At 76.5% G+C, this 18,419-nt stretch carries 25 protein-coding genes; 8 read left to right on the top strand and 17 right to left on the bottom strand.

All coding sequences use genetic code 11. The annotated features are described in order from the left end of the window. On the bottom strand, nucleotides 1-955 hold a 955-nt coding region (locus FA014_RS05505; RefSeq protein WP_230322897.1), incomplete at its 3' end, for a helix-turn-helix transcriptional regulator. A 96-nt stretch (nucleotides 956-1,051) separates the two neighbouring features. Between FA014_RS05505 and FA014_RS05500 the strand changes: the two genes are divergently transcribed. Beyond that, on the top strand, nucleotides 1,052-1,462 hold the full coding sequence (locus FA014_RS05500) for a VOC family protein (RefSeq protein WP_154728699.1): 411 nt from the start codon (nucleotides 1,052-1,054) through the stop codon (nucleotides 1,460-1,462). 45 nt (nucleotides 1,463-1,507) lie between these two features. Here the strand turns inward: FA014_RS05500 and FA014_RS05495 are convergent, their stop codons facing one another. After that, nucleotides 1,508-2,125, bottom strand: coding sequence for a class I SAM-dependent methyltransferase (locus FA014_RS05495; RefSeq protein ID WP_154728698.1), 618 nt, complete (start codon nucleotides 2,123-2,125; stop codon nucleotides 1,508-1,510). A gap of 92 nt (nucleotides 2,126-2,217) precedes the next feature. Between FA014_RS05495 and FA014_RS05490 the strand changes: the two genes are divergently transcribed. Together FA014_RS05490 and FA014_RS05485 are read left to right on the top strand one after the other, a co-directional pair. Then, nucleotides 2,218-2,772: a GNAT family N-acetyltransferase gene (locus tag FA014_RS05490; protein WP_195969174.1), complete on the top strand. Its 555-nt coding sequence runs from the start codon at nucleotides 2,218-2,220 to the stop codon at nucleotides 2,770-2,772. 10 nt (nucleotides 2,773-2,782) lie between these two features. Next, nucleotides 2,783-3,019: a hypothetical protein gene (locus tag FA014_RS05485; protein WP_154728696.1), complete on the top strand. Its 237-nt coding sequence runs from the start codon at nucleotides 2,783-2,785 to the stop codon at nucleotides 3,017-3,019. A 24-nt stretch (nucleotides 3,020-3,043) separates the two neighbouring features. Here FA014_RS05485 and FA014_RS05480 read toward each other — a convergent pair whose 3' ends face one another. After that, on the bottom strand, nucleotides 3,044-3,904 hold the full coding sequence (locus tag FA014_RS05480) for a helix-turn-helix transcriptional regulator (RefSeq protein WP_154728695.1): 861 nt from the start codon (nucleotides 3,902-3,904) through the stop codon (nucleotides 3,044-3,046). A 139-nt stretch (nucleotides 3,905-4,043) separates the two neighbouring features. Here FA014_RS05480 and FA014_RS05475 point away from each other — a divergent pair, with 139 nt between their 5' ends. Further along, nucleotides 4,044-4,727, top strand: a complete 684-nt coding sequence (locus FA014_RS05475; protein ID WP_154728694.1) for an SDR family NAD(P)-dependent oxidoreductase — start codon at nucleotides 4,044-4,046, stop codon at nucleotides 4,725-4,727. After that, nucleotides 4,721-5,914, top strand: a complete 1,194-nt coding sequence (locus FA014_RS05470) for an MFS transporter (RefSeq protein ID WP_230322896.1) — start codon at nucleotides 4,721-4,723, stop codon at nucleotides 5,912-5,914. Before FA014_RS05475 ends, FA014_RS05470 begins: the two co-directional genes overlap by 7 nt. 30 nt (nucleotides 5,915-5,944) lie before the next feature. Here FA014_RS05470 and FA014_RS05465 read toward each other — a convergent pair whose 3' ends face one another. From FA014_RS05465 to arr, 4 genes are all read right to left on the bottom strand, one after another. Further along, nucleotides 5,945-6,763 carry a TIGR02569 family protein gene (locus FA014_RS05465; RefSeq protein WP_154728693.1) on the bottom strand — a complete coding sequence of 273 codons (819 nt, stop codon included), beginning with the start codon at nucleotides 6,761-6,763 and terminating at the stop codon, nucleotides 5,945-5,947. A gap of 67 nt (nucleotides 6,764-6,830) precedes the next feature. Further along, nucleotides 6,831-7,802, bottom strand: coding sequence for a phosphotransferase enzyme family protein (locus FA014_RS05460; protein ID WP_154728692.1), 972 nt, complete (start codon nucleotides 7,800-7,802; stop codon nucleotides 6,831-6,833). Between the two features lie 59 nt (nucleotides 7,803-7,861). Beyond that, entirely contained in the window at nucleotides 7,862-8,446 is a 585-nt protein-coding gene (locus FA014_RS05455; protein ID WP_154728691.1) for a GNAT family N-acetyltransferase, read from the bottom strand. Nucleotides 8,447-8,568: 122 nt separating this feature from the next. Beyond that, a complete protein-coding gene (arr, locus tag FA014_RS05450; RefSeq protein ID WP_154728690.1) occupies nucleotides 8,569-8,979 on the bottom strand; it encodes an NAD(+)--rifampin ADP-ribosyltransferase in 411 nt (136 codons plus the stop codon). A gap of 52 nt (nucleotides 8,980-9,031) precedes the next feature. Between arr and FA014_RS05445 the strand changes: the two genes are divergently transcribed. Continuing rightward, nucleotides 9,032-9,598, top strand: a complete 567-nt coding sequence (locus tag FA014_RS05445; RefSeq protein ID WP_154728689.1) for a dihydrofolate reductase family protein — start codon at nucleotides 9,032-9,034, stop codon at nucleotides 9,596-9,598. Between the two features lie 10 nt (nucleotides 9,599-9,608). On the opposite strand, the gene bsh is transcribed toward FA014_RS05445, so the two are convergent. The 9 genes from bsh to FA014_RS05400 form a co-directional block, all read right to left on the bottom strand. Then, nucleotides 9,609-10,556: a choloylglycine hydrolase gene (bsh, locus tag FA014_RS05440; RefSeq protein ID WP_154728688.1), complete on the bottom strand. Its 948-nt coding sequence runs from the start codon at nucleotides 10,554-10,556 to the stop codon at nucleotides 9,609-9,611. 180 nt (nucleotides 10,557-10,736) lie between these two features. Continuing rightward, a complete protein-coding gene (locus FA014_RS05435; protein ID WP_154728687.1) occupies nucleotides 10,737-10,907 on the bottom strand; it encodes a DUF1059 domain-containing protein in 171 nt (56 codons plus the stop codon). Nucleotides 10,908-10,968: 61 nt separating this feature from the next. Next, nucleotides 10,969-12,144 (bottom strand): EAL domain-containing protein, encoded by a 1,176-nt coding sequence (locus FA014_RS05430; RefSeq protein WP_154728686.1) that lies wholly within the window; start codon nucleotides 12,142-12,144, stop codon nucleotides 10,969-10,971. A 104-nt stretch (nucleotides 12,145-12,248) separates the two neighbouring features. Then, nucleotides 12,249-12,602: a VOC family protein gene (locus FA014_RS05425; RefSeq protein WP_154728685.1), complete on the bottom strand. Its 354-nt coding sequence runs from the start codon at nucleotides 12,600-12,602 to the stop codon at nucleotides 12,249-12,251. A 5-nt stretch (nucleotides 12,603-12,607) separates the two neighbouring features. Continuing rightward, complete coding sequence (locus FA014_RS05420) at nucleotides 12,608-12,805, bottom strand: hypothetical protein (protein ID WP_154728684.1); 198 nt, start codon at nucleotides 12,803-12,805, stop codon at nucleotides 12,608-12,610. Nucleotides 12,806-12,910: 105 nt separating this feature from the next. Beyond that, nucleotides 12,911-14,209 (bottom strand): RNA polymerase sigma factor, encoded by a 1,299-nt coding sequence (locus tag FA014_RS05415; RefSeq protein ID WP_154728683.1) that lies wholly within the window; start codon nucleotides 14,207-14,209, stop codon nucleotides 12,911-12,913. Next, nucleotides 14,182-14,604, bottom strand: coding sequence for a YciI family protein (locus tag FA014_RS05410; protein WP_154728682.1), 423 nt, complete (start codon nucleotides 14,602-14,604; stop codon nucleotides 14,182-14,184). The genes FA014_RS05415 and FA014_RS05410 overlap by 28 nt, the downstream gene beginning before the upstream one ends. A 147-nt stretch (nucleotides 14,605-14,751) precedes the next feature. Then, nucleotides 14,752-15,477, bottom strand: a complete 726-nt coding sequence (locus FA014_RS05405; protein WP_154728681.1) for a class I SAM-dependent methyltransferase — start codon at nucleotides 15,475-15,477, stop codon at nucleotides 14,752-14,754. Nucleotides 15,478-15,550: 73 nt separating this feature from the next. Further along, on the bottom strand, nucleotides 15,551-15,886 hold the full coding sequence (locus FA014_RS05400) for a cupin (RefSeq protein ID WP_154728680.1): 336 nt from the start codon (nucleotides 15,884-15,886) through the stop codon (nucleotides 15,551-15,553). 110 nt (nucleotides 15,887-15,996) lie between these two features. Between FA014_RS05400 and FA014_RS05395 the strand changes: the two genes are divergently transcribed. Further along, nucleotides 15,997-16,734 (top strand): class I SAM-dependent methyltransferase, encoded by a 738-nt coding sequence (locus tag FA014_RS05395; protein ID WP_230322895.1) that lies wholly within the window; start codon nucleotides 15,997-15,999, stop codon nucleotides 16,732-16,734. A 96-nt stretch (nucleotides 16,735-16,830) separates the two neighbouring features. Here FA014_RS05395 and FA014_RS05390 read toward each other — a convergent pair whose 3' ends face one another. Further along, a complete protein-coding gene (locus tag FA014_RS05390; protein ID WP_230322894.1) occupies nucleotides 16,831-17,964 on the bottom strand; it encodes an AI-2E family transporter in 1,134 nt (377 codons plus the stop codon). A gap of 228 nt (nucleotides 17,965-18,192) precedes the next feature. Here FA014_RS05390 and FA014_RS05385 point away from each other — a divergent pair, with 228 nt between their 5' ends. Then, nucleotides 18,193-18,360, top strand: a complete 168-nt coding sequence (locus tag FA014_RS05385; protein WP_154728678.1) for a hypothetical protein — start codon at nucleotides 18,193-18,195, stop codon at nucleotides 18,358-18,360. The last annotated feature ends 59 nt before the right edge of the window (nucleotides 18,361-18,419 follow it).

Here is an 18,419-nt window from a genome sequence, read left to right as displayed (position 1 = left end):
CCAGCAGCCGGGCCGCGGCCGCCCGCACCCGGTCGCGGAGCTCGTCCGGCCCCTCGATCCGCACCTCGCACCCGAGCGCGGCGAGGACCGCGGGGATCCAGTCCAGGTTCTCGGCGTGGATCTCGGCCCGGTGCCACGGCGGCCCGGCCGTCCCCGTTCCCGCGTCCTGCCGCTCGAGCCGGGCGACGCTCGGCGGGAGATGGGCCCGGATGTGGTCCTCGGTCGCCCGCACGTGCAGCACGACGGTCCAGGCGTAGTCCGCCGTCGCGAAGTGCTCGGTCAGCCAGGACGCCGGGTCGCGCGGCCCGGGCTCCGCGAAGGTCTCGGCGAGCGAGCGGGCCGAGCGGATCCTGTCGACCCGGAAGGCCCGGTCCTCCCCGGTGCCCGTGTCGGACGCCACGAGGTACCACCGGCGCTCCCGTGCGACGAGGCCGTACGGGTGGACCAGCCGCCGCGACGACGGGCGCCCGTCCCGGTGGTGGCGCAGCTCGACCACCCGGGAGGACGCCACGGCGTCGGCGAGCGTGAGCACCACCCCGGGGTCGGGGCGCTGCCCCGCGTCCGGCTCGCCGCGGGCGATCACCCCGAGCGCGGCGTCGCCCCGCGCCGCGTCCTCGCGCCGCATCGCGCGCCGCACCTTCGCCAGCGCGGTCTGCGCCGCGACGTCCTGCCCGGCCGGCGCCGTGCCGCCCCGGGCCAGCCCGAGGACCACCGCCACCGCCTCCTCACCGGTGAACGTGACCGGCAGGACGCGCGCGCCGGGCGCCAGCCGGTAGCCGCCGTACCGCCCGCGCACGGACTCGACGTCCACCCCGGCCTCGGCGAGCCGGCGCACGTCCCGGCGGACCGTGCGCTCGTCCACGCCGAGCCGGTCCACCAGCTCGGCGACGGTGCGCTGGTGCGCGGACTGGAGGAGGTCCAGCAGCTGCAGCGTGCGTGCGGTCGGGTCAGCCACGGGAGCCATCATCGCGCCGATACCGGGCGGATCACGCCCGGTATCGCCTCTAGCGTCGTCGACGACCCGTTCGCCGCACCACGAGGAGACAGCACGATGCAGCTCGCAGCCACCCGGATCTTCACCGACGACGTCGACGCGCTGCTGGCCTTCTACGAGCGGGTCACGGGCGTCGCCGCCACGCGGCTCCACCCGCTGTTCGGGGAGATCCGCACCCCGTCGGGCACGCTCGCGGTCGCCAGCACGGCGACGGTGCCCCTCCTCGGGGACGACGCGGCGGAGGCCCGCGCCAACCGCAGCGTGGCGATCGACTTCCTCGTCGACGACGTCGACGCGGCGTACCAGGACCTGCGCGGCGTGGTGGACACGTTCGTCAACGAGCCGACCGACATGCCCTGGGGCAACCGCTCGCTCCTCCTGCGGGACCCCGACGGCACCCTCGTCAACCTGTTCACCCCCGTCGACGGCGCGGCCGGGCGCCGGGCCGCCGGGCAGCCGCGGCCCTGACGCACCCGCGCCGGACGCCCTCGCCGGCGTCCGGCCCGGACGCGGTCAGGTGGTGGGTGCCTCCCCGTCGCCGCGCCGACACACGACGGCGCCGTGCGGCCGGTACCCCCGGCCCGTCCGACGGTGGGACTCCAGCACCTCGAACCCGTGCCGCTGCAGGGCAGCGTGCAGCCCGCTCGCGGGCCAGCGGTACGCGGGGGCCACCGCGTGGTCGAACTGCTGGACCGTCGTCTCCGAGTCGAAGTACCCCAGGAGGAGCGTCCCCCCGGGCCGGAGCACCCGCGCGAACTCGGCGAGGGGGACGGAGATGCGGTCCGGGGCGTGGTGAATCGTCGAGTACCACGAGAGCACCCCGCCGAGCGCCCCGTCGTCCTCGTCGATCCGGTCGATGCTCGCCACGGCGAACGCCACCCCGGGATAGGTCGCGCGAGCGGACTCGACGAACGCCGGGACGAGGTCGATCCCCCGGGCCGCCCTCCCGCGACGGACGAGGTGGTCCGTCCAGTGGCCCGGCCCGCATCCCGCGTCGAGGACCCGGCCGGACACCCCGTCGGACCACGTCTCGACGAGCTGCCGGTCCGACGGGTGCACCGCCGTCATGGAGCCGAACCGGTCGACGTACTCGCCCGCTCGCCGGGTGTAGGCCTCGTCGACGGTGATCATCCCGCGACGCTAGCGCGGCCGCTGCCGCCGACCCGCTCGGGCGCGCCATTTCCGCTCGACCCGGTCGCCCCCGCTTCCCTACGGTGGCGGCTGTGTCGATCACCTCGTCCCTCGCCGCCCAGCCCGCCCTCCGGACAGACCGGCTGCAGCTGGTCCAGCTCGGCCCCGACCACCTGGACGCCACGCTGGCGTCGCTCGAGGACGCGGACGCGATGCGGCTGACCGGCACGCGGGGCGCCTTCACCCGCGACCAGGTGCGCGAGCACCTGCGGCGGCTGCCCGGAGCGGACGACCGGGCCGACTTCGCGATCCTCGACGAGGCGGGCGCGTACCTCGGCGAGGTGGTCCTGAACGACCTGGCCGAGGAGGACCGCGCCATGAACTACCGGATCGCCCTGGCCGGTCCGGCGGTGCGGGGCCGCGGCTACGGCACCGAGGCGGGACGCGCGGTCGTCGCCTGGGCGTTCGACGATGTGGGCCTGCACCGCATCTCGCTGGACGTCTTCTCCGTCAACCCCGGCGCTCAGCGCTCCTACGAGAAGATCGGCTTCCAGGTCGAGGGCCGTGCGCGGCACACCCTGCTGTGGGACGGCGCGTGGGTCGACTCGGTCCTGATGGGCATGCTGGCGACCGACCCGCGCCCGTAGTGTGGCGCGCGTGCAGGCGACGACCAAGCCGTGGTGGCAGATGACCCGGACGCCCACCCCCGGGTTCGTCCTCGGCGGCCTCTGGCTGCTGCTGGGCGTGCTCCGGTGGGTGTGGCTCGAGCCGGGCGGCGGCTGGATCGCGCCGACGGCCGCCACGGTGTTCACGCTGGGTGGGCTGGCCTACCTCGCGAGCTCGACCGCCGTCGCGCTGCGGCGCCGGGCGCCCGCCGCCGAGCCGCACGACTGACCGGCGCGACCACCCGCGCGGCGGTCAGGTCCGGTCCTCGACCCGGGCACGGACCGGCTCGACCGCCGGGAGCGCCGCCGCTGCCAGGACCGCCAGCTTCTCGGCGTCGTCCGAGCCCGCGTCCGCGTGGTGGACGACGAGCATCAGCCCGTCGGTGCCGCTGATCGCCAGGCGCTCGCGGTTGAGCGTCATCGACCCGACCTGCGGGTGGTCGATCCGGATCGGGGTCCCGCGCTGCCCGCGGACCTCGTGCCGCGCCCACGGCTGCCGGAACCGCGGGCTGGCGAGGGCGAGCTCGCCCGTGAGCTCGATGAACCGGGGGTCGTCGATGTCGGTGCCGATCGCCTGCCGGAGGTTGGCGACGAAGCACTCGGTGACGGCCTCCCACTCGGGGTAGAACGCCTGCTCCTGCGGGTCGAGGAAGAAGTCGCGCAGCTGGTTGCCGCCGACGCGCAGGCCCGGGGACAGGGCGGTCGCGAGGTCGTTCGCCGCGAGGATGTCGAAGTACCGGTCCTCGATGAACGCCGGCTGCACCAGGGAGCCCAGCAGCTGCAGCGCGCCGGGCGGCGGGGTCTGCCGGGGTCGCGGCCGCCGGCGCCGGCGCGGCGCGTCCGCGACGAGGGCGAGCAGGTGGGCGCGGTGCTCGTCGTCGAGGTCCAGCACGCGGGCGATCGACTCGAGCACCTGCGGCGACGGGTTCCGGTCGCGGCCGCGCTCCAGCCGGAGGTAGTAGTCGGCGCTGATCCCCGCCAGCATCGCGACCTCCTCGCGCCGGAGACCGGGGACGCGGCGCCGGCCGTCGTCCGGGATCCCCACCTGCCGCGGCGTCACCAGAGCGCGCCGGGCCTGCAGGTAGGCGCCCAGCGGGTTCGTCGATTCGCTCACGCCAGCACCCTAGGCCGCCGGTCGCCGGCGTGGGGGGGTCCTGCCGCTCCCCCGGCTCCGCGGGGCCCTGGGCAGCGCCGCCGACCGGTCCTAGCGTCCTCGACGGCCCGATCCGGGCCTCCTGCGCGAAGGGACCACCATGACCGTCACCCTGATCACCGGCGCGACCCGGGGCATCGGCCTCGAGACCGCGCGACAGCTCGCCGTGCTGGGCCACACGGTGTACATCGGCGCACGGGACGCCGAGCGGGGCCGGCGGGCCGCCGCCGCCGTCGGCGCGCGCTCCGTCCCGCTCGACGTGACCGACGACGCCTCCGTGACCGCGGCGCTCGCGGCGGTCGACGCGGCCGAGGGGCGCCTCGACGTGCTCGTGCACAACGCCGGCGTCCAGGACCTCGGGCTGGACGGTCCGGCGGCGCTGCACTCGTTCGACACGAACGCCGTGGGGATCGTCCGGGTCGCCGAGGCGGCCCTGCCCCTGCTGCAGCGCTCGGCCCACCCGAACGTCGTCACCCTCTCGAGCAGCGCCGGGTCGTTCTGGGCCGTGACCAACCCCGACCGCCCCGAGCACGGGCTGCCGCTGGCGCTGTACTCCGCGTCGAAGGCGGCGGCGACGATGCTGACGGTGCAGTACGCCAAGGCGCACCCCGGGATCAGGTTCAACGCGATCGAGCCCGGCACGACCGCGACGGACATGACGGCGCCGTTCGGCGTCGGCCGCCCGGTCGAGGAGACGGCGCGGTTCGTCGTCCGGTGGGCGACGCTGGGACCCGAGGGACCGACCGGCACGTTCCAGGACGAGAACGGGGTGCTGCCGTGGTGAGCACCGCGGCCGGGCCGACGGCGACCGGCGCCCCGCCGGCGGGCCACCCCGCGTCCTGGGCGGGCGTGGTCGCGCTCGGGCTGGGGATCTTCGCGATCGTCATGTCGGAGTTCCTGCCCGCCAGCCTGCTGCCCCGGATCGCGGCCGACCTCGACGTGCCCACCGGCCACGCCGGGCAGGCCGTGAGCGTCACGGCGGCCGCGGCGGCGCTGTCGGCGCTGACGATCGCCACCGTCCTCCCCCGCGCCGACCGGCGTCGCGTCATGATCGGCCTGACGCTGCTCGCCGCGGTGTCGGACCTGGTCGTCGTCGTCGCGCCGAACCTGCCGGTGCTGCTGGCAGCGCGCGTGCTGCTCGGGGTCGCGCTCGGCGGGTTCTGGGCGATGGCGGCCGCCGTGGCGTCCCGCCTCGTCCCGGCCGACCGCGTCGGGCGGGCGCTCACCGTGGTCAACTCCGGCGTCTCCCTGGCGACGGTCGCCGCCGTCCCGCTCGGCACCTGGCTCGGCGAGGCCTGGGGCTGGCGCGGGGTGTTCCTGCTCGGCGCGGCCGCCGCCGTGCTGGCGCTGGTCGTGCAGGCGGTCACCCTCCCCCGCATCCCGCCGGGCTCCGTGACGGGGGTCGGGGCGCTCGGGGCGGTCGCCCGTCGGCCCCTGGTGCTCGGCGGGCTCCTGGCGGTCCTGCTCGTGTTCACCGGGCACTTCGGCGGCTTCACGTACGTCCGCCCGGCCGCGCAGGACCTGTCCGGGGCCGACCCCGCGGTGATCGGCGTCGTCCTGCTGGTGCTCGGCGCCGCGAGCGTCGTCGGGACGGCGGTCAGCGGCCCGCTCGCGGACCGGGCTCCCCGGCTGGGCCTGCTCCTGTTCCCCGCGGCGCTCGGAGCCGGGATGCTCGCCGTGCTCACCACCGGGCCGTCCGTCCCGGGCCTGATCGCCTCCGCGGCCCTGTGGGGGCTGGGCTTCGGCGGCGTCCCGACAGCGGTCCTCGCCTGGGGCGCGCGCACGGAGCCCGCCCGCCTCGAGCAGGTCGGCGGACTGCTCGTGACGGTGTCCAACCTCGGCATCGCCCTCGGGGCGGTGGTCGGGGGCGTGCTGGTGGACACCGTCGCGGTCACGGCTCCGATGCTGGTCGGCGGCCTGGCGGCGGTCGGCGGCGGCGTCGTGCTGGCGTCGCTGCCCCGGAGCAGGTGACGACCGACGCCCGCCGGGCCCTCGGCCGTCTCACGGACCCGCGAGGCGGCGGAGGGTCGCGACCACCGGGCCCCAGGGCGCGCGCGCGGACGGCGGGGCGCCGGTCAGGTGGTCGGTGAGCAGCCGGAACAGCGCCGCCCGCAGCAGCAGCTGCGGGAGCTCGTCGCGGACGCGCGGGGCGCGCAGGAGGTCCACCGTGCCGCCCTCGAACGTCAGCGCGTCGACGACCACGACCGCGGACCCGTACCCGACCGGGCGCCAGTACACGGACGGGTCGACGACGGCCGGCGGCAGCCCGGCGGCCAGGAGCACGTTCCCGGTCAGGTCGCCGTGCACCACCTGCGCGGGCAGGGCCACCGGGCGCAGGGCGGCGCGCAGCGCCCGGATCTCCGGGACGTCGTCGGCCCCGGGGACGTCGCACTCCCCCCAGGCCGCCCGGTCGGCCACCGCCCACGGGTCGGACCGGGCGTCGAGGAACGCCGGCCGCGGCGACCCGGCCAGCGCGGCGGCGAACGCCTCGCCCGCGCGGATCGCCTCCACCCAGTGTCGCGGCTCGTGCCGCCCCTCGACGCAGGTCCACGCGGTCCAGCCGTCGACGACCAGGCGGCCCCCGACGGACCGGACCGGGGCGGTCCACCGGACCTCGGCGGACCGGCGCGCACCGTCGCCCAGCACCCTCTCGGCCCACGCGACGGCGCCGGGAGGGCCGTCGAGCGGCTTCAGCACGAGATCGCCGCAGCGCCACGCGGTCCCGCGGCCCCCGGCGAGGGGTTCCGGCTCGCCGGTGCAGCCGAACGCGGCGAGCACCCGTGCGCGCGGGGCCGCGGCGGCGCGGGCGTCGTCGTCCATGGGCGCAGGCTACGACCCGGGCCGCGGATGCACGGGGCCGTCCGGGCGCGTCGGCGCCCGGACGCGGTCAGGCGTCGCGCTCCACCGCCGCCGCCCAGCCGGCGGGGTCGGCACCCGCCGGGACCTGGCGCAGCCCCTCCGCCAGCAGGGCGGCCGTCAGCCACCCCTCCGCGAGCGGCGTCAGCGCCGCCTGCTCGCGGTAGCCGTCCAGCACCTGCCGGCTCGCGCCCGGCGGCGGCGGGTCCCAGCTGCGGAACTGCGTCGCGATCGTCACGGCGCCGCGGGCCAGGTCGAGCACGCGGTGCCCGAGCCCCATGCTGTCGTGGTCGAGCAGCACGGCCCGGCCGTCGGCGACGAGGACGTTCGCGCCGCGCACGTCGCCGTGCACGAGCGTCGGGGGGACGTCGAGGTCCGGCAGCTCCGCCAGCAGGGCGTCGAGCCGGGCGGCCGCCCGGGGCGCGCGGGCCCGTGCGGGCGCGTCGCCCGGCAGCGGCCGGACGGGGCGCGGCAGGTCGGCTCCGAGCACGGCGGGCGGCACCGGTCCCGGCAGCGCGAGGTCGATCCCCGCGAGGGCGGTGTGCATCCGGGCCAGGGCGGCGCCCGTCGCGCGCAGCGCGGTGGCGTCGCCGGCGTCCAGCGGTGCACCCACGACCAGCGGCATGACGAACACCGACAGCGGCACGGCCCCGTCGACCACGACCCGGTGCGCCCCGTCCACCGCCGGCACGGGCGCGGCCACCGGCAGCCCCAGCCCGCCCAGCCGGGCGACCACCTCCGCGACGGCGCCGAGACGGGGGAACGCCACCCTCGTGGCGCAGGCCTTGACGACGGACGACCCGCCGTCGCCGTGCACCCAGGCCAGCAGGTTCTGGTCGCTGAGGACCAGCCGGGAGCACGTCGTGCGCCGACCCCAGCGCTCCGCGAGCGCGGCGGTCAGGTGGGCCGCGGCCGCGGCGCCGTCGGCGAGCCCGAACCGCTGCGCCAGCGCCTCCCCGGCGTCGACGGACTCCCAGAGCATGGTCACCGGCGGCTCGCTCACGGCGCCGACCCTAGCCGGGCGGGGGCCGGGGACGAGGCAGGTCCGCGGGCGGGTCGGCGTCAGCGCGGCCCGGCGGGCGCCACCGTCGCGCGCATCACGGTCTTGCTCGTCCCGATGTGCCGCTCGAACGCGAACCCGGCCTCCTCGAACATGCCGCGGGTGACGTTGTGCAGGAAGGACGACGACGTCCGCCGCCCCGGTGGGACCTCGTTCGGGAACGACACCACCTCGCCGCCGCCCGCCTGCGCGATCAGGTCGAGCGCCCCGCGGAGCGCCTCGAGCGCCACTCCCTGGCGCCGGTGGTCCCGGTCGACGAAGAAGCACGTGATCCGCCACGGCGCCGGGCGCGACTCGCCCGCGTCGTACTGCTTGCGGTGGTAGATCCGGGGCAGCTCCTCGGGGCTGCCGTACTGGCACCAGGCGATCGCCTGCTCGCCGTCGAGGACGAGCGCGGCGTGGGCAACGCCCTCCTCGACCAGCCGCCGCTTGAACGCCGGCCCGTCGTGCTCGGCCTTGGACGTGGTCGGGGTGTCGCCGTGGAAGTAGCTGCAGTAGCACCCGCCCCACACCCCGTTGTGCTTCTCGGCGAGCGCGAGCCAGGCGGGGAACGTCTCCGGGGTGAGCGGCTTGACGACGTGGGCCATGAGCCATCGTGACCCCGGGACGCGGGCCAGGTCGACCCGTCAGCGGGTGGCGACCGGGCGTGGTCCTGCCGACGTACCGGCCGCGACCGAGCGGGCGACCGGCCCGGACCCCCTGCTGCCTGCTAGTTGATGATCTCGCCGCGCTCGTGGGACAGCAGCGACGCCAGCCGCGCGCGCCACGCCGCCAGCGCCTCCGGGCTCAGCCGGGGCCAGTCGTCGACCTCGCGGACCACCCGCAGCGGCGCGGTGCTGCGGTACGAGCGCGTGGGGTTGCCCGGGAACTTCTTGTCCGTGACGTTCGGGTCGTCCTCGTAGGGCCCGGTCGGCTCGACCTCGTACACCCGGGGCGCGGCGTCCCCGGCGGCGAGCTCGGCGGCGAGACCCGCACCGTCGACGAGCGCGGTGAAGTAGACGTGGTTCATGGTGATCTCGGGCCGGTAGTTCGACCGGAAGCCGGCGGTCAGCAGGCCCCCGACCGGGAGGTCGGCCTTCGTGCCGTGGAAGAACGGTCCCTCGTCCAGCGCGTCGCTCACCCGCCCAGGCTAGGCCCGCCGAGCGACGGGACGTCGGACGTACGCTGGCACCGTGCTGATCTCCTCGATGAGCGTGTCCGTCGACGGCTTCGTCTCGGACCGGGCCGGCGGCTTCGCCTGGAGCGCGCCGAGCGAGGACCAGTTCCGGTTCAGCCTCGCCCAGATCGGCGAGCTCGGCGCGTACCTGTGCGGCCGGCGGCTGTACGAGACGATGCTCCCCTGGGAGACGGACCCCCTGATGCGCCGCACGCCGCTCGGGGACGCGTTCGCCGACGTGTGGGCGACGCTGCCGAAGGTCGTGTTCAGCCGCACGCTCGACCGCGTCGAGGGCAACGCCCGGCTGGCCACGGCACCGGTCGCCGAGGAGGTCGCCCGCGCGGTGGGCTCGACGGACCAGGACGTGTCGATCGGCGGGCCCGACCTCGCCGGGCAGGCGATCGCGCTCGGCCTGCTCGACGAGGTGCGGGTCTTCCGGAACCCGGTGGTCCTCGGCGGTGGGACGCCGTTCCTGCCACCGGTCGCCGAGGCGCTGGTCCTCGAGCTCGTCGACACCCGGACGTTCGGCGGGCGCGTGGTCTACGAGCGGTACCGCCGGGCGCCCGCGGCGCCCGGCGGGTGACGCCCGGCCGCTAGACGACCTGGAGCTCCGCACCGTCCGGGGCGTGGTCGGCCAGGGCGACGCTCCGGATCGCCGGGTCGTCGTAGGTGTTCCAGTAGTACGTCGACGTCCGGGACGAGAACAGCCCGGTGTAGATCGTCTTCTCGAACTCCCCCGACCCCATCGCCGCGCTGCCGTCCACCATCGCGACCTGCTGCAGGGTGTGGAAGGCGCGGCTGACGTTGCCCTCCTCGGTGTCCTGCGGCGGGTAGTGCGCGTGGACGTACGCGGCACGCACGAAGCGCGACGGCGAGTAGTAGTCACCCGGGATGCCGCGCATGAACGACCCCGACCCGAACGGCGTCAGCCGCGCCCGGCCCAGGTCGACCTCCTTCGGGAACTCCGGCGACAGGTTGAGGTAGTTCCGCAGGTTCTCGTGGTGCCAGGAGAACCCCGGCTGGTTCGTCAGGACGTCGACGTCGTCCTGGAAGACGTGCATGCCGCTGCTCGTGTGCTCGACCACGATCGCGCGCGTCGCGTCCCCGATGATCCAGTGCAGCATCGAGCTCGGGTAGGTGTCGTTGATCGGCCGGTCGACGATCACGACGTCGGCCAGGGCCGCCTCGACCTCGTCGACCGACGCGAACTGGGACGCCACCCACAGCGGGAACTCGTAGGCGGCGACGTTGGTGGATCCCGCCACCGGCCCGGGCGCGTACTCCGCGTACCCCGGGAAGTTCAGCCCGGCGACGACCAGTCCCGCGTCGTTCCCGCAGTCGAAGTACAGCGGCGTCTCCTCGGCGACGATGCCCATGCCGATGACCGCGTGCCGGATGCCCTCGACCGCGCCGAACGGCGATCTCGGGGCGAAGCCGGTCGGCGTGACGACCACCCGTTCCCCGTAGCCGCTGGTCCAGTCGAGGTTGCGGGCGAGATAGAGGTGGCCGTCCCCGTCCGAGAACCTGATTCCTGTGCACATGTGGTGTCCCCCTGCCGTGGGCGGGGCGACGACGGGGCTGCTCGCCGGACGTCGTCGGCCTCGCGCGTCGGTGCGGCCCGGGACCCCCTGCGTCGCCGGGTCCGCACGTCCAGCGTGGCCCCGGTCCGGTGGCCGGGCAACACGGGCCGGCGCCGGCGGCCGGGACGGGCCGGCGCGCGCTCAGGCGGCGACCATCGCCCCGCGCACGTGCTCGACCAGCTCCGCGGGGATCTCCGTGAGCCCGTGGTCCTCCTGCGCGTGCCGCGCCACCTGCGTGAGGATCTCGTCCTCGGTGCCGGTGAACGCGCGGGCGCAGCCCGGGACGACGTCGCCGCAGCGGAAGGCCTTCATGGTGGTGTCCTCTTCCTGGGTTCTCGGGACCCCGCCGGGGTCCCTCGGTCACCGGCGCCGGTCAGCTGCCGGGTGCGTCGCAGACGGCGAGCACGAGCGCGTCGAGCGGCACGGTCCCGATGACCGCGCCGTTGACGTCGGTGCAGACCAGCGGGTGCCAGCGGCGCGGCTCGGGCCGGAGCACGGCCCGGCGCGCGACCTCCGCGAGCGACGCGCTGGGCGCGACGGTCATCGCCGGCACCCACCGGCCGGCGCCGTCCCGGACCTCGGTCACCCGGCCGTCGTCCCGCAGCAGCACGTCCGCGCCGTCGCGGTCCCGCCCGGCGCGGGCCGGTCGCACGACGCTCGCGACGTTGCCCGTGAGCGACGCGCGCGACGCCGTGGCGCGGATGTGCGCGACGTCCTCGGGCGGCAGCGCGGGGAGCATCTGCGGCTGCGGGCGGCCGAGCGCCCAGCCCTGGGCGAGCGGCACGCGGAGCGCGATCAGGGCGTCGAGCTCGGCGCGCGTCTCGACGCCCTCGGCGAGGATCCAGCCGTCCATCCGGCCGACCAGGTCGCCGAACACCTCGACGAGGGCCCGCTTCACCGGGTCCGCGTCGATGCCGGTGATCAGCGCCCGGTCGAGCTTCACGATGTCCGGCCGGAGCGCGAGCAGCAGCTCCAGGCCGGCGTACCCGGTGCCGGCGTCGTCCATGGCGACGAGCGCGCCGGCCGCCCGCACCCGGTCGAGCGCCGCCAGCACCCGGCCGCCCTCGTCCAGCCGGGTGTGCTCGGTCAGCTCCAGGACCAGGCGGGACAGGTCGGCGTGCCGCAGCAGCGCACCGGCGACCTGGTCGTCCGCGAGGAGGTGCGGGTCGACGTTCACGGTGAGGAAGGTGTTCTGCGGCAGGTCCGCCCGCGCGGCCACCGCCTTGGCCAGCACCCGCGCCTGCAGCGCCGGGTTCGCCCCCCAGTGCTGCGCCGCCGCGAACCAGACGTCGGGCGTGGCGCGCCACGGACCGTCGAACCGGGACAGCAGCTCGTACCCGGCGACGAACCCCGTCGCGAGCTCGACCACGGGCTGCGCGTGCAGGGCGTGCGCGGCGGGGTCCGCGAGGACGTGCCGGAGGGCGTCCCGCCAGCGCGGGTCGTCGACCGGCGGGGCCGTCGGCTCGGCGTCGATGACGGCGCTCCTTCCGGCCGGCGGGGGGACGGCGGCGGCCGGCCCGGGGGTGCCGACGGTACGTGCCGTCGCCACCCGATCTGCCTCGCGTGCCCCGTCCGGCGCCGGGTTTCACCCCCGGAGCGCGGCGGTTCACCCGGCGGCCGGGAGCCCGGTCGCCCGCTGACCCGTGCCGGCCGTCAGGCGGGCTGCCAGAGCTCGACGCGGTTGCCCTCGGGGTCGGTCACCCAGCCGAACCGCCCGACGCCCGCCATGTCCTGCGTCTCCGCCGCGACCTCGGCGCCGCGGGCCCGCAGCTGCGCGAGCATCGCGTCGAGGTCGCGGACGCGGAAGTTCAGCATCGTGGTCTGCTCCGGCGACCCGAAGTAGTCGGTGTCCGGCTCGAACGCGGCGAACACCGTCGGGCCGGCCTCCTGCTGCCACAGGCCGTGCGCGTCGTCCTGGATCCCGAGCAGCTCCCGGTACCAGAGGGTGAGCGCCTCGGGGTCGCGCGCCCGCAGGAAGTAGCCCCCGATGCCGAGCACGCGCTCCACGCCGCTCACCGCCCGGCCAGGACGAGGACGACGACCACGGCGAGCACCAGGAACGGGGCGGCCTCGGCCAGCAGCGCCCGGGTCCGCCGCGGCGCGCGCGCCGGCGCGTCGCGGACGCTGGTGCCGAACGGCGAGCCGTTCGTGCCGGGTCGCTCGGCGAGCGGTCGGCGGTCGGTCGGGTCGGGCCGGTCGTCGTCGGGCATCGCTCCCCCGTCCGGGTCGGTCGTCTGCCCCCGAGCGTGCCAGCGCCGCGGTGGTGCTGTACAGGGCGTCCGCCCGCCCGCGCCACGCGGGCCGGGCCGGGCCGGTCAGCCCTCCCCCGGCGCGAGGCCGGCGATCTTGTCCTGCAGCACCCGCCGCTCCGCCGGGTTGGGGCACAGCGCCGCGGCGCGCGCGAGGTCGTCGCGCGCCTCGGCGTCGCGGCCCAGCCGGCGCAGCAGCTCCCCCCGCACCGACGGCAGCAGATGCGACGCGGCGAGCGCCCCGGTGGCGACCAGCCCGTCCACCACGGCGAGCCCGGCCTCGGGACCCCGCGCCATCGCCACGGCGACGGCGCGGTTGAGCTCGACCACCGGCGACGGGGCGAGCCGGCCGAGCGCCTCGTACAGCACGAGCACCCGCTCCCAGTCGGTGGCCTCGACGGACGCCGCGACCGCGTGGCACTCGGCGATGGCGGCCTGCAGCCCGTACGCGCCGAGGCCGCGCCCCACCCGGCCCGCCGCGGCCAGCGCCGCGCGGCCCCGGCGGATCGCGTCCCGGTCCCAGCGTCGGCGGTCCTGGTCCTCGAGCAGGACCGCCTTCCCGTCGGCGGCGACCCGGGCGGGGAACCGGGCGGCGGTGAGCTCGAGGAGCGCGAGCAGCCCGAGCACCTCGGGCTCGTCCGGCGCCACCTGCGCGAGCACGCGCGCGAGCCGCACCGCCTCGTGCGCGAGGTCCGGGCGCAGCCAGTCCTCCCCGGAGGTCGCGGTCGACCCCTCGGTGAACACCAGGTACACGACCGCCAGCACCGGGCCCAGGCGCTCGCGGCGCTCGGCGCCCTTGGGGACCGCGAACGGCACCCGGGCGGCGGTCAGGGTCTTCTTGGCCCGGGTGATCCGCGCCTGCACCGTGGCGGTGGGGACCAGGAACGCGCGGGCGATCTCGTCGCTCGTCAGCCCGCCGACCACCCGCAGCGTCAGCGCGACCTGCGCCTCCCGCGACAGCACCGGGTGGCACGCGACGAACATGAGCGCGAGCACGTCGTCGCCGATCGCGTCGGGGTCCCGGAGCAGGTCCGCGTCGGGCGACGTCCCGGGCGGGTCCACGGCGCGGGCCAGGGCCGCGTACCGGTCGTCGAGGGCGCTCCGCCGCCGGAACGCGTCGACGGCGCGCCGGCGGGCGGTCGTGACCAGCCACCCCGCGGGGTTCGCCGGCACGCCCGTCCGCGGCCACGCGACCAGGGCCTCGGCGAGCGCCTCCTGCGCGGCGTCCTCGGCGAGGGCGAGGTCGCCGGTGGACCGCGCCAGGGTCGCGACGATCCGGGCGGCGTCCGCCCGCCAGACCGCCTCGACCGCGGCGCGGCCCTCCCCCGACGCCGGGGTCAGAGCTGGCCCGTCGCCTCGCGCCACGCCCGCTCCCGCTGGATCCACGGGTTGTCCTGGGGGAACTCGTCGATGCTCGCGACCCGCCGCACCTCGACCTTGACCCCGGGGCCCTCCAGCGGTGCGCGCCGGGCCCACTCCACCGCCTCCGGCCGGGACGCGACGTCGAGGATCCAGTAGCCGCCGAACAGCTCCTTCGCCTCGCTGTACGGACCGTCGGTGACGACCGGCGGGGTCTGCGCGTAGTCGACGACGACGCTCTCGGCCGGGTCGTCGGACAGGCCCTCCATCGCGACGAGGACGCCGGCGGCGATGAGCTCCTCGTTGAACCGGCTCATCTTCTCGATCATGTCCTCGTCCTCGACGCCGGTGGCGCCCGGCGCCCACTCGTCGGTGCTCCGCATGATCAGCATGTACTTCACGGCACTGCCCCTCCCTGGTCGCGGGTCCCTCGTCCGGACCCTCTCACCCGGGTGTCGAACGGGGAACCGCCGGATCGACATCCGTGGCGGGCAGCACCACGGCCGCGCCCCGCGGCGCACCCCGCGGGCCGCCGGCGCCGCCCGTGGTCAGTCGTCGCGCCGGGCCAGCACCACGTGCTCCAGCCCCGGCCGGTCGGGCGCGTCCCGCACGTCCACGACGGTCAGCCCGGCGTCGGCGAGCGACGTGCGCACCTCGTCCAGCGTCCGGAACCGGAGCGTGGACGCCGACGTCACCTCGGTGCCGTCCGGGAACCGGAACACCGAGCGGAACGACACCAGCGGCAGCGCCACGGCGGTGACGGCGAACTCCTCCACGACCCGCCCGGTGCCCGGCACGTCGCGCTCGCTCCCCCGGTCGGCCGCGGCCCAGGTCTCCCACGCGCGGGCCTCGGGCCGGCGCGTCTTGAGCACGACGTGGCCCCCCGGCACGAGCGCGGCGCGGATGCCGCGGAGCGTGGCGGACCAGTCGGCGTCCTCCAGGAACACCTGCGCGACGTTGCCGGTCATGGTGACGAGGTCGACCGCCAGGGGCGGCAGCGTGGTCGCGTCGCCGTGCAGCCAGGTGACGCGGTCGGCTCCGGGCTTGGCGCGCGCGACGTCGAGCGAGGCGGCGGCGGGGTCGACGCCGGTGACCGCCAGCCCGTCGTCCGCCAGCAGCAGGGCGAGGGTGCCCGTGCCGCAGCCGACGTCCAGCACCCGGCGCGCCCCGACCTCCCGGGCGACCGCGCGGTACAGGGCGAGGTCGGCCCGGTCGTCGTCGAACACGTCGTAGAGCGGGGCGAGCCGCGGGTCGGCGAAGATCGGGTCCGGCACGCCGGCCACGCTACGGACCCGCGGCCGGGGCGCGCGACCGGTTTCCCGCGCCCCCGGCTCCCCGGGGGCGCGGTCAGCCGTGCGAGGGCTCGCCCGTCCCGGTCACCGTGGTCAGCAGGATCGCCGCGTCGCTCAGCGCCTCCACGCCGTGCCGGTCGTGCGTGAGGGTGGCCAGGAAGCCCGCCGGCAGCGTGTCGACCCGGCCCGCGCTGGAGACGGCCACCGTGCCGCGCAGCACGAGGATGCTGCCCGCCGGCGGGGAGTTGTGCTCGGCGAGCACCGTGCCCGTGCGCAGCGCGATGACGGTCTGCCGCAGCGGTCCGTCGTGCACCACGATCTGGGCGCTGCGTCCGTGCTGGTCCTGGTGGGCGAGGTCGATCTGCTCCTGCGCGAGCTGGTGCACGTCCATGCGGGGCTCCTCCCGGCGTCGTCGGCGGTGACGCGCCCTACTCAACACGGCCAGGCGCCCGGCCGCTATCACCTGGCCTGCGCGTCGCCGGCGGTGGCACCCTCGGGGCCGTGACGGACGAGGACATCTGGACCGAGGAGGTCGCCGCGCGCTACGACGCCGGGAGCGCCGCGATGTTCGCCCCCGAGGTGCTGGGGCCGGCGGTCGACTTCCTGGCGGACCGCGCCGACGGCGGCCGGGCGCTGGAGCTGGCCGTCGGGACCGGGCGGGTCGCCCTCGCGCTGGCGGACCGCGGCGTGCCGGTCGCCGGGATCGAGCGCTCGACGCCGATGGCGGCCCGGCTCGCCGCGAAGCCCGGCGCGGACCGGGTGCCGGTGACGATCGGCGACATGGCGACGGCGACCGCCCCCGGGCGGTTCCGGCTCGTGTACCTGGTGTTCAACGGCATCACGAACCTGATGACGCAGGACGCGCAGGTGGCGTGCTTCGAGAACGCCGCCCGGCACCTCGAGCCCGGCGGGGCGTTCGTGTGCGAGGTGTTCGTCCCGCAGCTGCGCCGGCTCCCCCCGGGCGAGGTCGCGCTGCCGTTCGACGTGAGCGAGGGGCACCTCGGGTTCGACCGGTACGACGTGGTCGAGCAGCGCCTGGTGTCGCACCACTACACCGTCGAGCGGGACGGCTCTGTGACCACGGGCCGGTCGCCGCACCGGTACGTCTGGCCCGCGGAGCTCGACCTCATGGCCCGGATCGCCGGGATGCGGCTCGCCGAGCGCTGGGCGGACTTCACGGAGGCGCCGTTCACCGCGGAGAGCACCTCGCACGTCTCCGTCTGGCGGACCGCGGGCTGAGCCCGAGGGCGACGAGTTCGCCGGTTCCGCGCCCCGGACCGCTGCGCAACCGGCGAACTCGCGCGCAACCGGCGAACTCGCGACGGCGGGGCCGGGTCAGCGGCCCTCGGTGACCTCGCGGCGCTTCTGCTGGGCGGGGCGGGCCGGCTCGTGCGGGCCGTTCCAGACCTGGATCGCGCCCCAGATCGACGCCGCGATCGGCACGGCGAGCACGGCGCCGGTGATCCCCGCGAGCACGGTGCCCACGGTCAGGGCGACCAGGATGACCAGCGGGTGCAGCGCCAGCGAGCGCGCCATGACGACGGGCTGCAGGAAGTTGCCCTCGAGCTGGTTCACCAGGACGACGATGCCGACCACGATCAGCGCCTCGACCGGTCCGAGCGCCACCAGGGTCACCAGGGCCGCCAGGACGCCCGCGAGCGTCGCCCCGACGAGCGGGATGAACGCCAGCAGGAACACGAGGACGGACAGCGGGATCGCGAGCGGGACGCCCATGACCACCAGGCCGACGCCGATGCCGATCGCGTCCACCGCCGCGACGATCGCCGTGCCGCGGACGTAGCCGCCCATCGTCGTCACCACGCGGTGCCCCACCCGCTGCCCGCGCTCGTAGCGCGCGCCCTCGAACGGCCGGAGCAGGAACTCCCAGATGGTGGGGCCGTCCTTGAGGAAGAAGAACAGCACGACCACCATCAGGACGAATCCGGTGAGGAAGTTCGCGGTGGCGGACACGCCGGCGATCGCCCCGGCACCGAAGCTGCTCGACGTGAGGAAGTCGGTCACGGCGGTCCGCGCGTCGGCGATCTGGTCGTCCGAGATCTGGAACGGCAGCCCGGACAGCGAGTCCTGGAGCTCCCCGACCCCGGCGACGGCCTGGTCCACCAGGTCGTCCCACTGGTGGATGACCGAGTAGACGACCGCGGTGATCACGCCGCCGAGCACGCCCACGATGAGCACGAGCGCGATCCAGGTCGCCGCGATCGACGGCAGCCGGTGCCGGCGCAGCCAGGACACGAGCGGGTGGATGGCCGACGCGAGCACGAGCGCGATCAGCACGGGCACCACCACCAGCGTCAGCCGGGTGAGCGCGACCACCGCGACGGTCAGCAGGGCGAGCAGCGCCAGGGTCTGCACCGAGCGGGTGCCGACGCGGCCGAATCCGTCCGCCCAGAGCGCTCCGGCGCCCGGCGCGCGGTCGGCGTCCTCCCGCGCGACCTCCGCCGCGCGCACCGCGTCCCCACCGGTCGGAGCGGTCGCCCTCCGTCGTCCGAACCACATGTGCCCGCCCCACCCCTTCCCGGTGTCCGTCTGCCGGGGACGGTACGGGGCGGCGCGCCGGGCCGCGAGCGGGCGCGCCGCGCCGTACCGCGGCGGCACCGGGGTCCACCGGTCGGCGTACGCCGGTCTCCACCCCGGGGACGATGCCCCAGGCCACGGGCTCACGGCAGGCTGGTGGGCATGGACCAGGACCGACCGCACCGCCTCGACGACTCCCGCGCCCGCCAGCGCGCGGCGCTCCTGGCGCGTCGCAGCCGTGCCCGCACCCGCCTCCCGCTCGACGTCGCGCTGCGGCTGGCGATGGACCCCGCCGCGCACGGGACCGCGGACCTCGCCCGGCGGCGCTGACCCCGGTCCACCGCGACGCGCCGCGTCCGGCCTGGCAGGGCCCCGCGCGCGGCTACGAT

It is taken from the genome of Cellulomonas hominis (genome assembly GCF_005239125.1).
Classification (GTDB): domain Bacteria; phylum Actinomycetota; class Actinomycetes; order Actinomycetales; family Cellulomonadaceae; genus Cellulomonas; species Cellulomonas hominis_A.
The sequence above is the reverse complement of the archived record's forward strand: the minus strand, read 5'-3'. Positions and strand labels throughout refer to the sequence as shown.

Coding starts and splice junctions, on each gene's coding strand:
- FA014_RS05400 (WP_154728680.1), bottom strand. CDS start 15,886: ATGGACGTGCACCAGCTCGCGCAGGAGCAGATCGACCTCGCCCACCAG.
- FA014_RS05435 (WP_154728687.1), bottom strand. CDS start 10,907: ATGAAGGCCTTCCGCTGCGGCGACGTCGTCCCGGGCTGCGCCCGCGCG.
- FA014_RS05500 (WP_154728699.1), top strand. CDS start 1,052: ATGCAGCTCGCAGCCACCCGGATCTTCACCGACGACGTCGACGCGCTG.
- FA014_RS05455 (WP_154728691.1), bottom strand. CDS start 8,446: ATGGCCCACGTCGTCAAGCCGCTCACCCCGGAGACGTTCCCCGCCTGG.
- FA014_RS05420 (WP_154728684.1), bottom strand. CDS start 12,805: ATGCCCGACGACGACCGGCCCGACCCGACCGACCGCCGACCGCTCGCC.
- FA014_RS05465 (WP_154728693.1), bottom strand. CDS start 6,763: ATGGACGACGACGCCCGCGCCGCCGCGGCCCCGCGCGCACGGGTGCTC.
- bsh (WP_154728688.1), bottom strand. CDS start 10,556: ATGTGCACAGGAATCAGGTTCTCGGACGGGGACGGCCACCTCTATCTC.
- FA014_RS05495 (WP_154728698.1), bottom strand. CDS start 2,125: ATGATCACCGTCGACGAGGCCTACACCCGGCGAGCGGGCGAGTACGTC.
- FA014_RS05475 (WP_154728694.1), top strand. CDS start 4,044: ATGACCGTCACCCTGATCACCGGCGCGACCCGGGGCATCGGCCTCGAG.
- FA014_RS05385 (WP_154728678.1), top strand. CDS start 18,193: ATGGACCAGGACCGACCGCACCGCCTCGACGACTCCCGCGCCCGCCAG.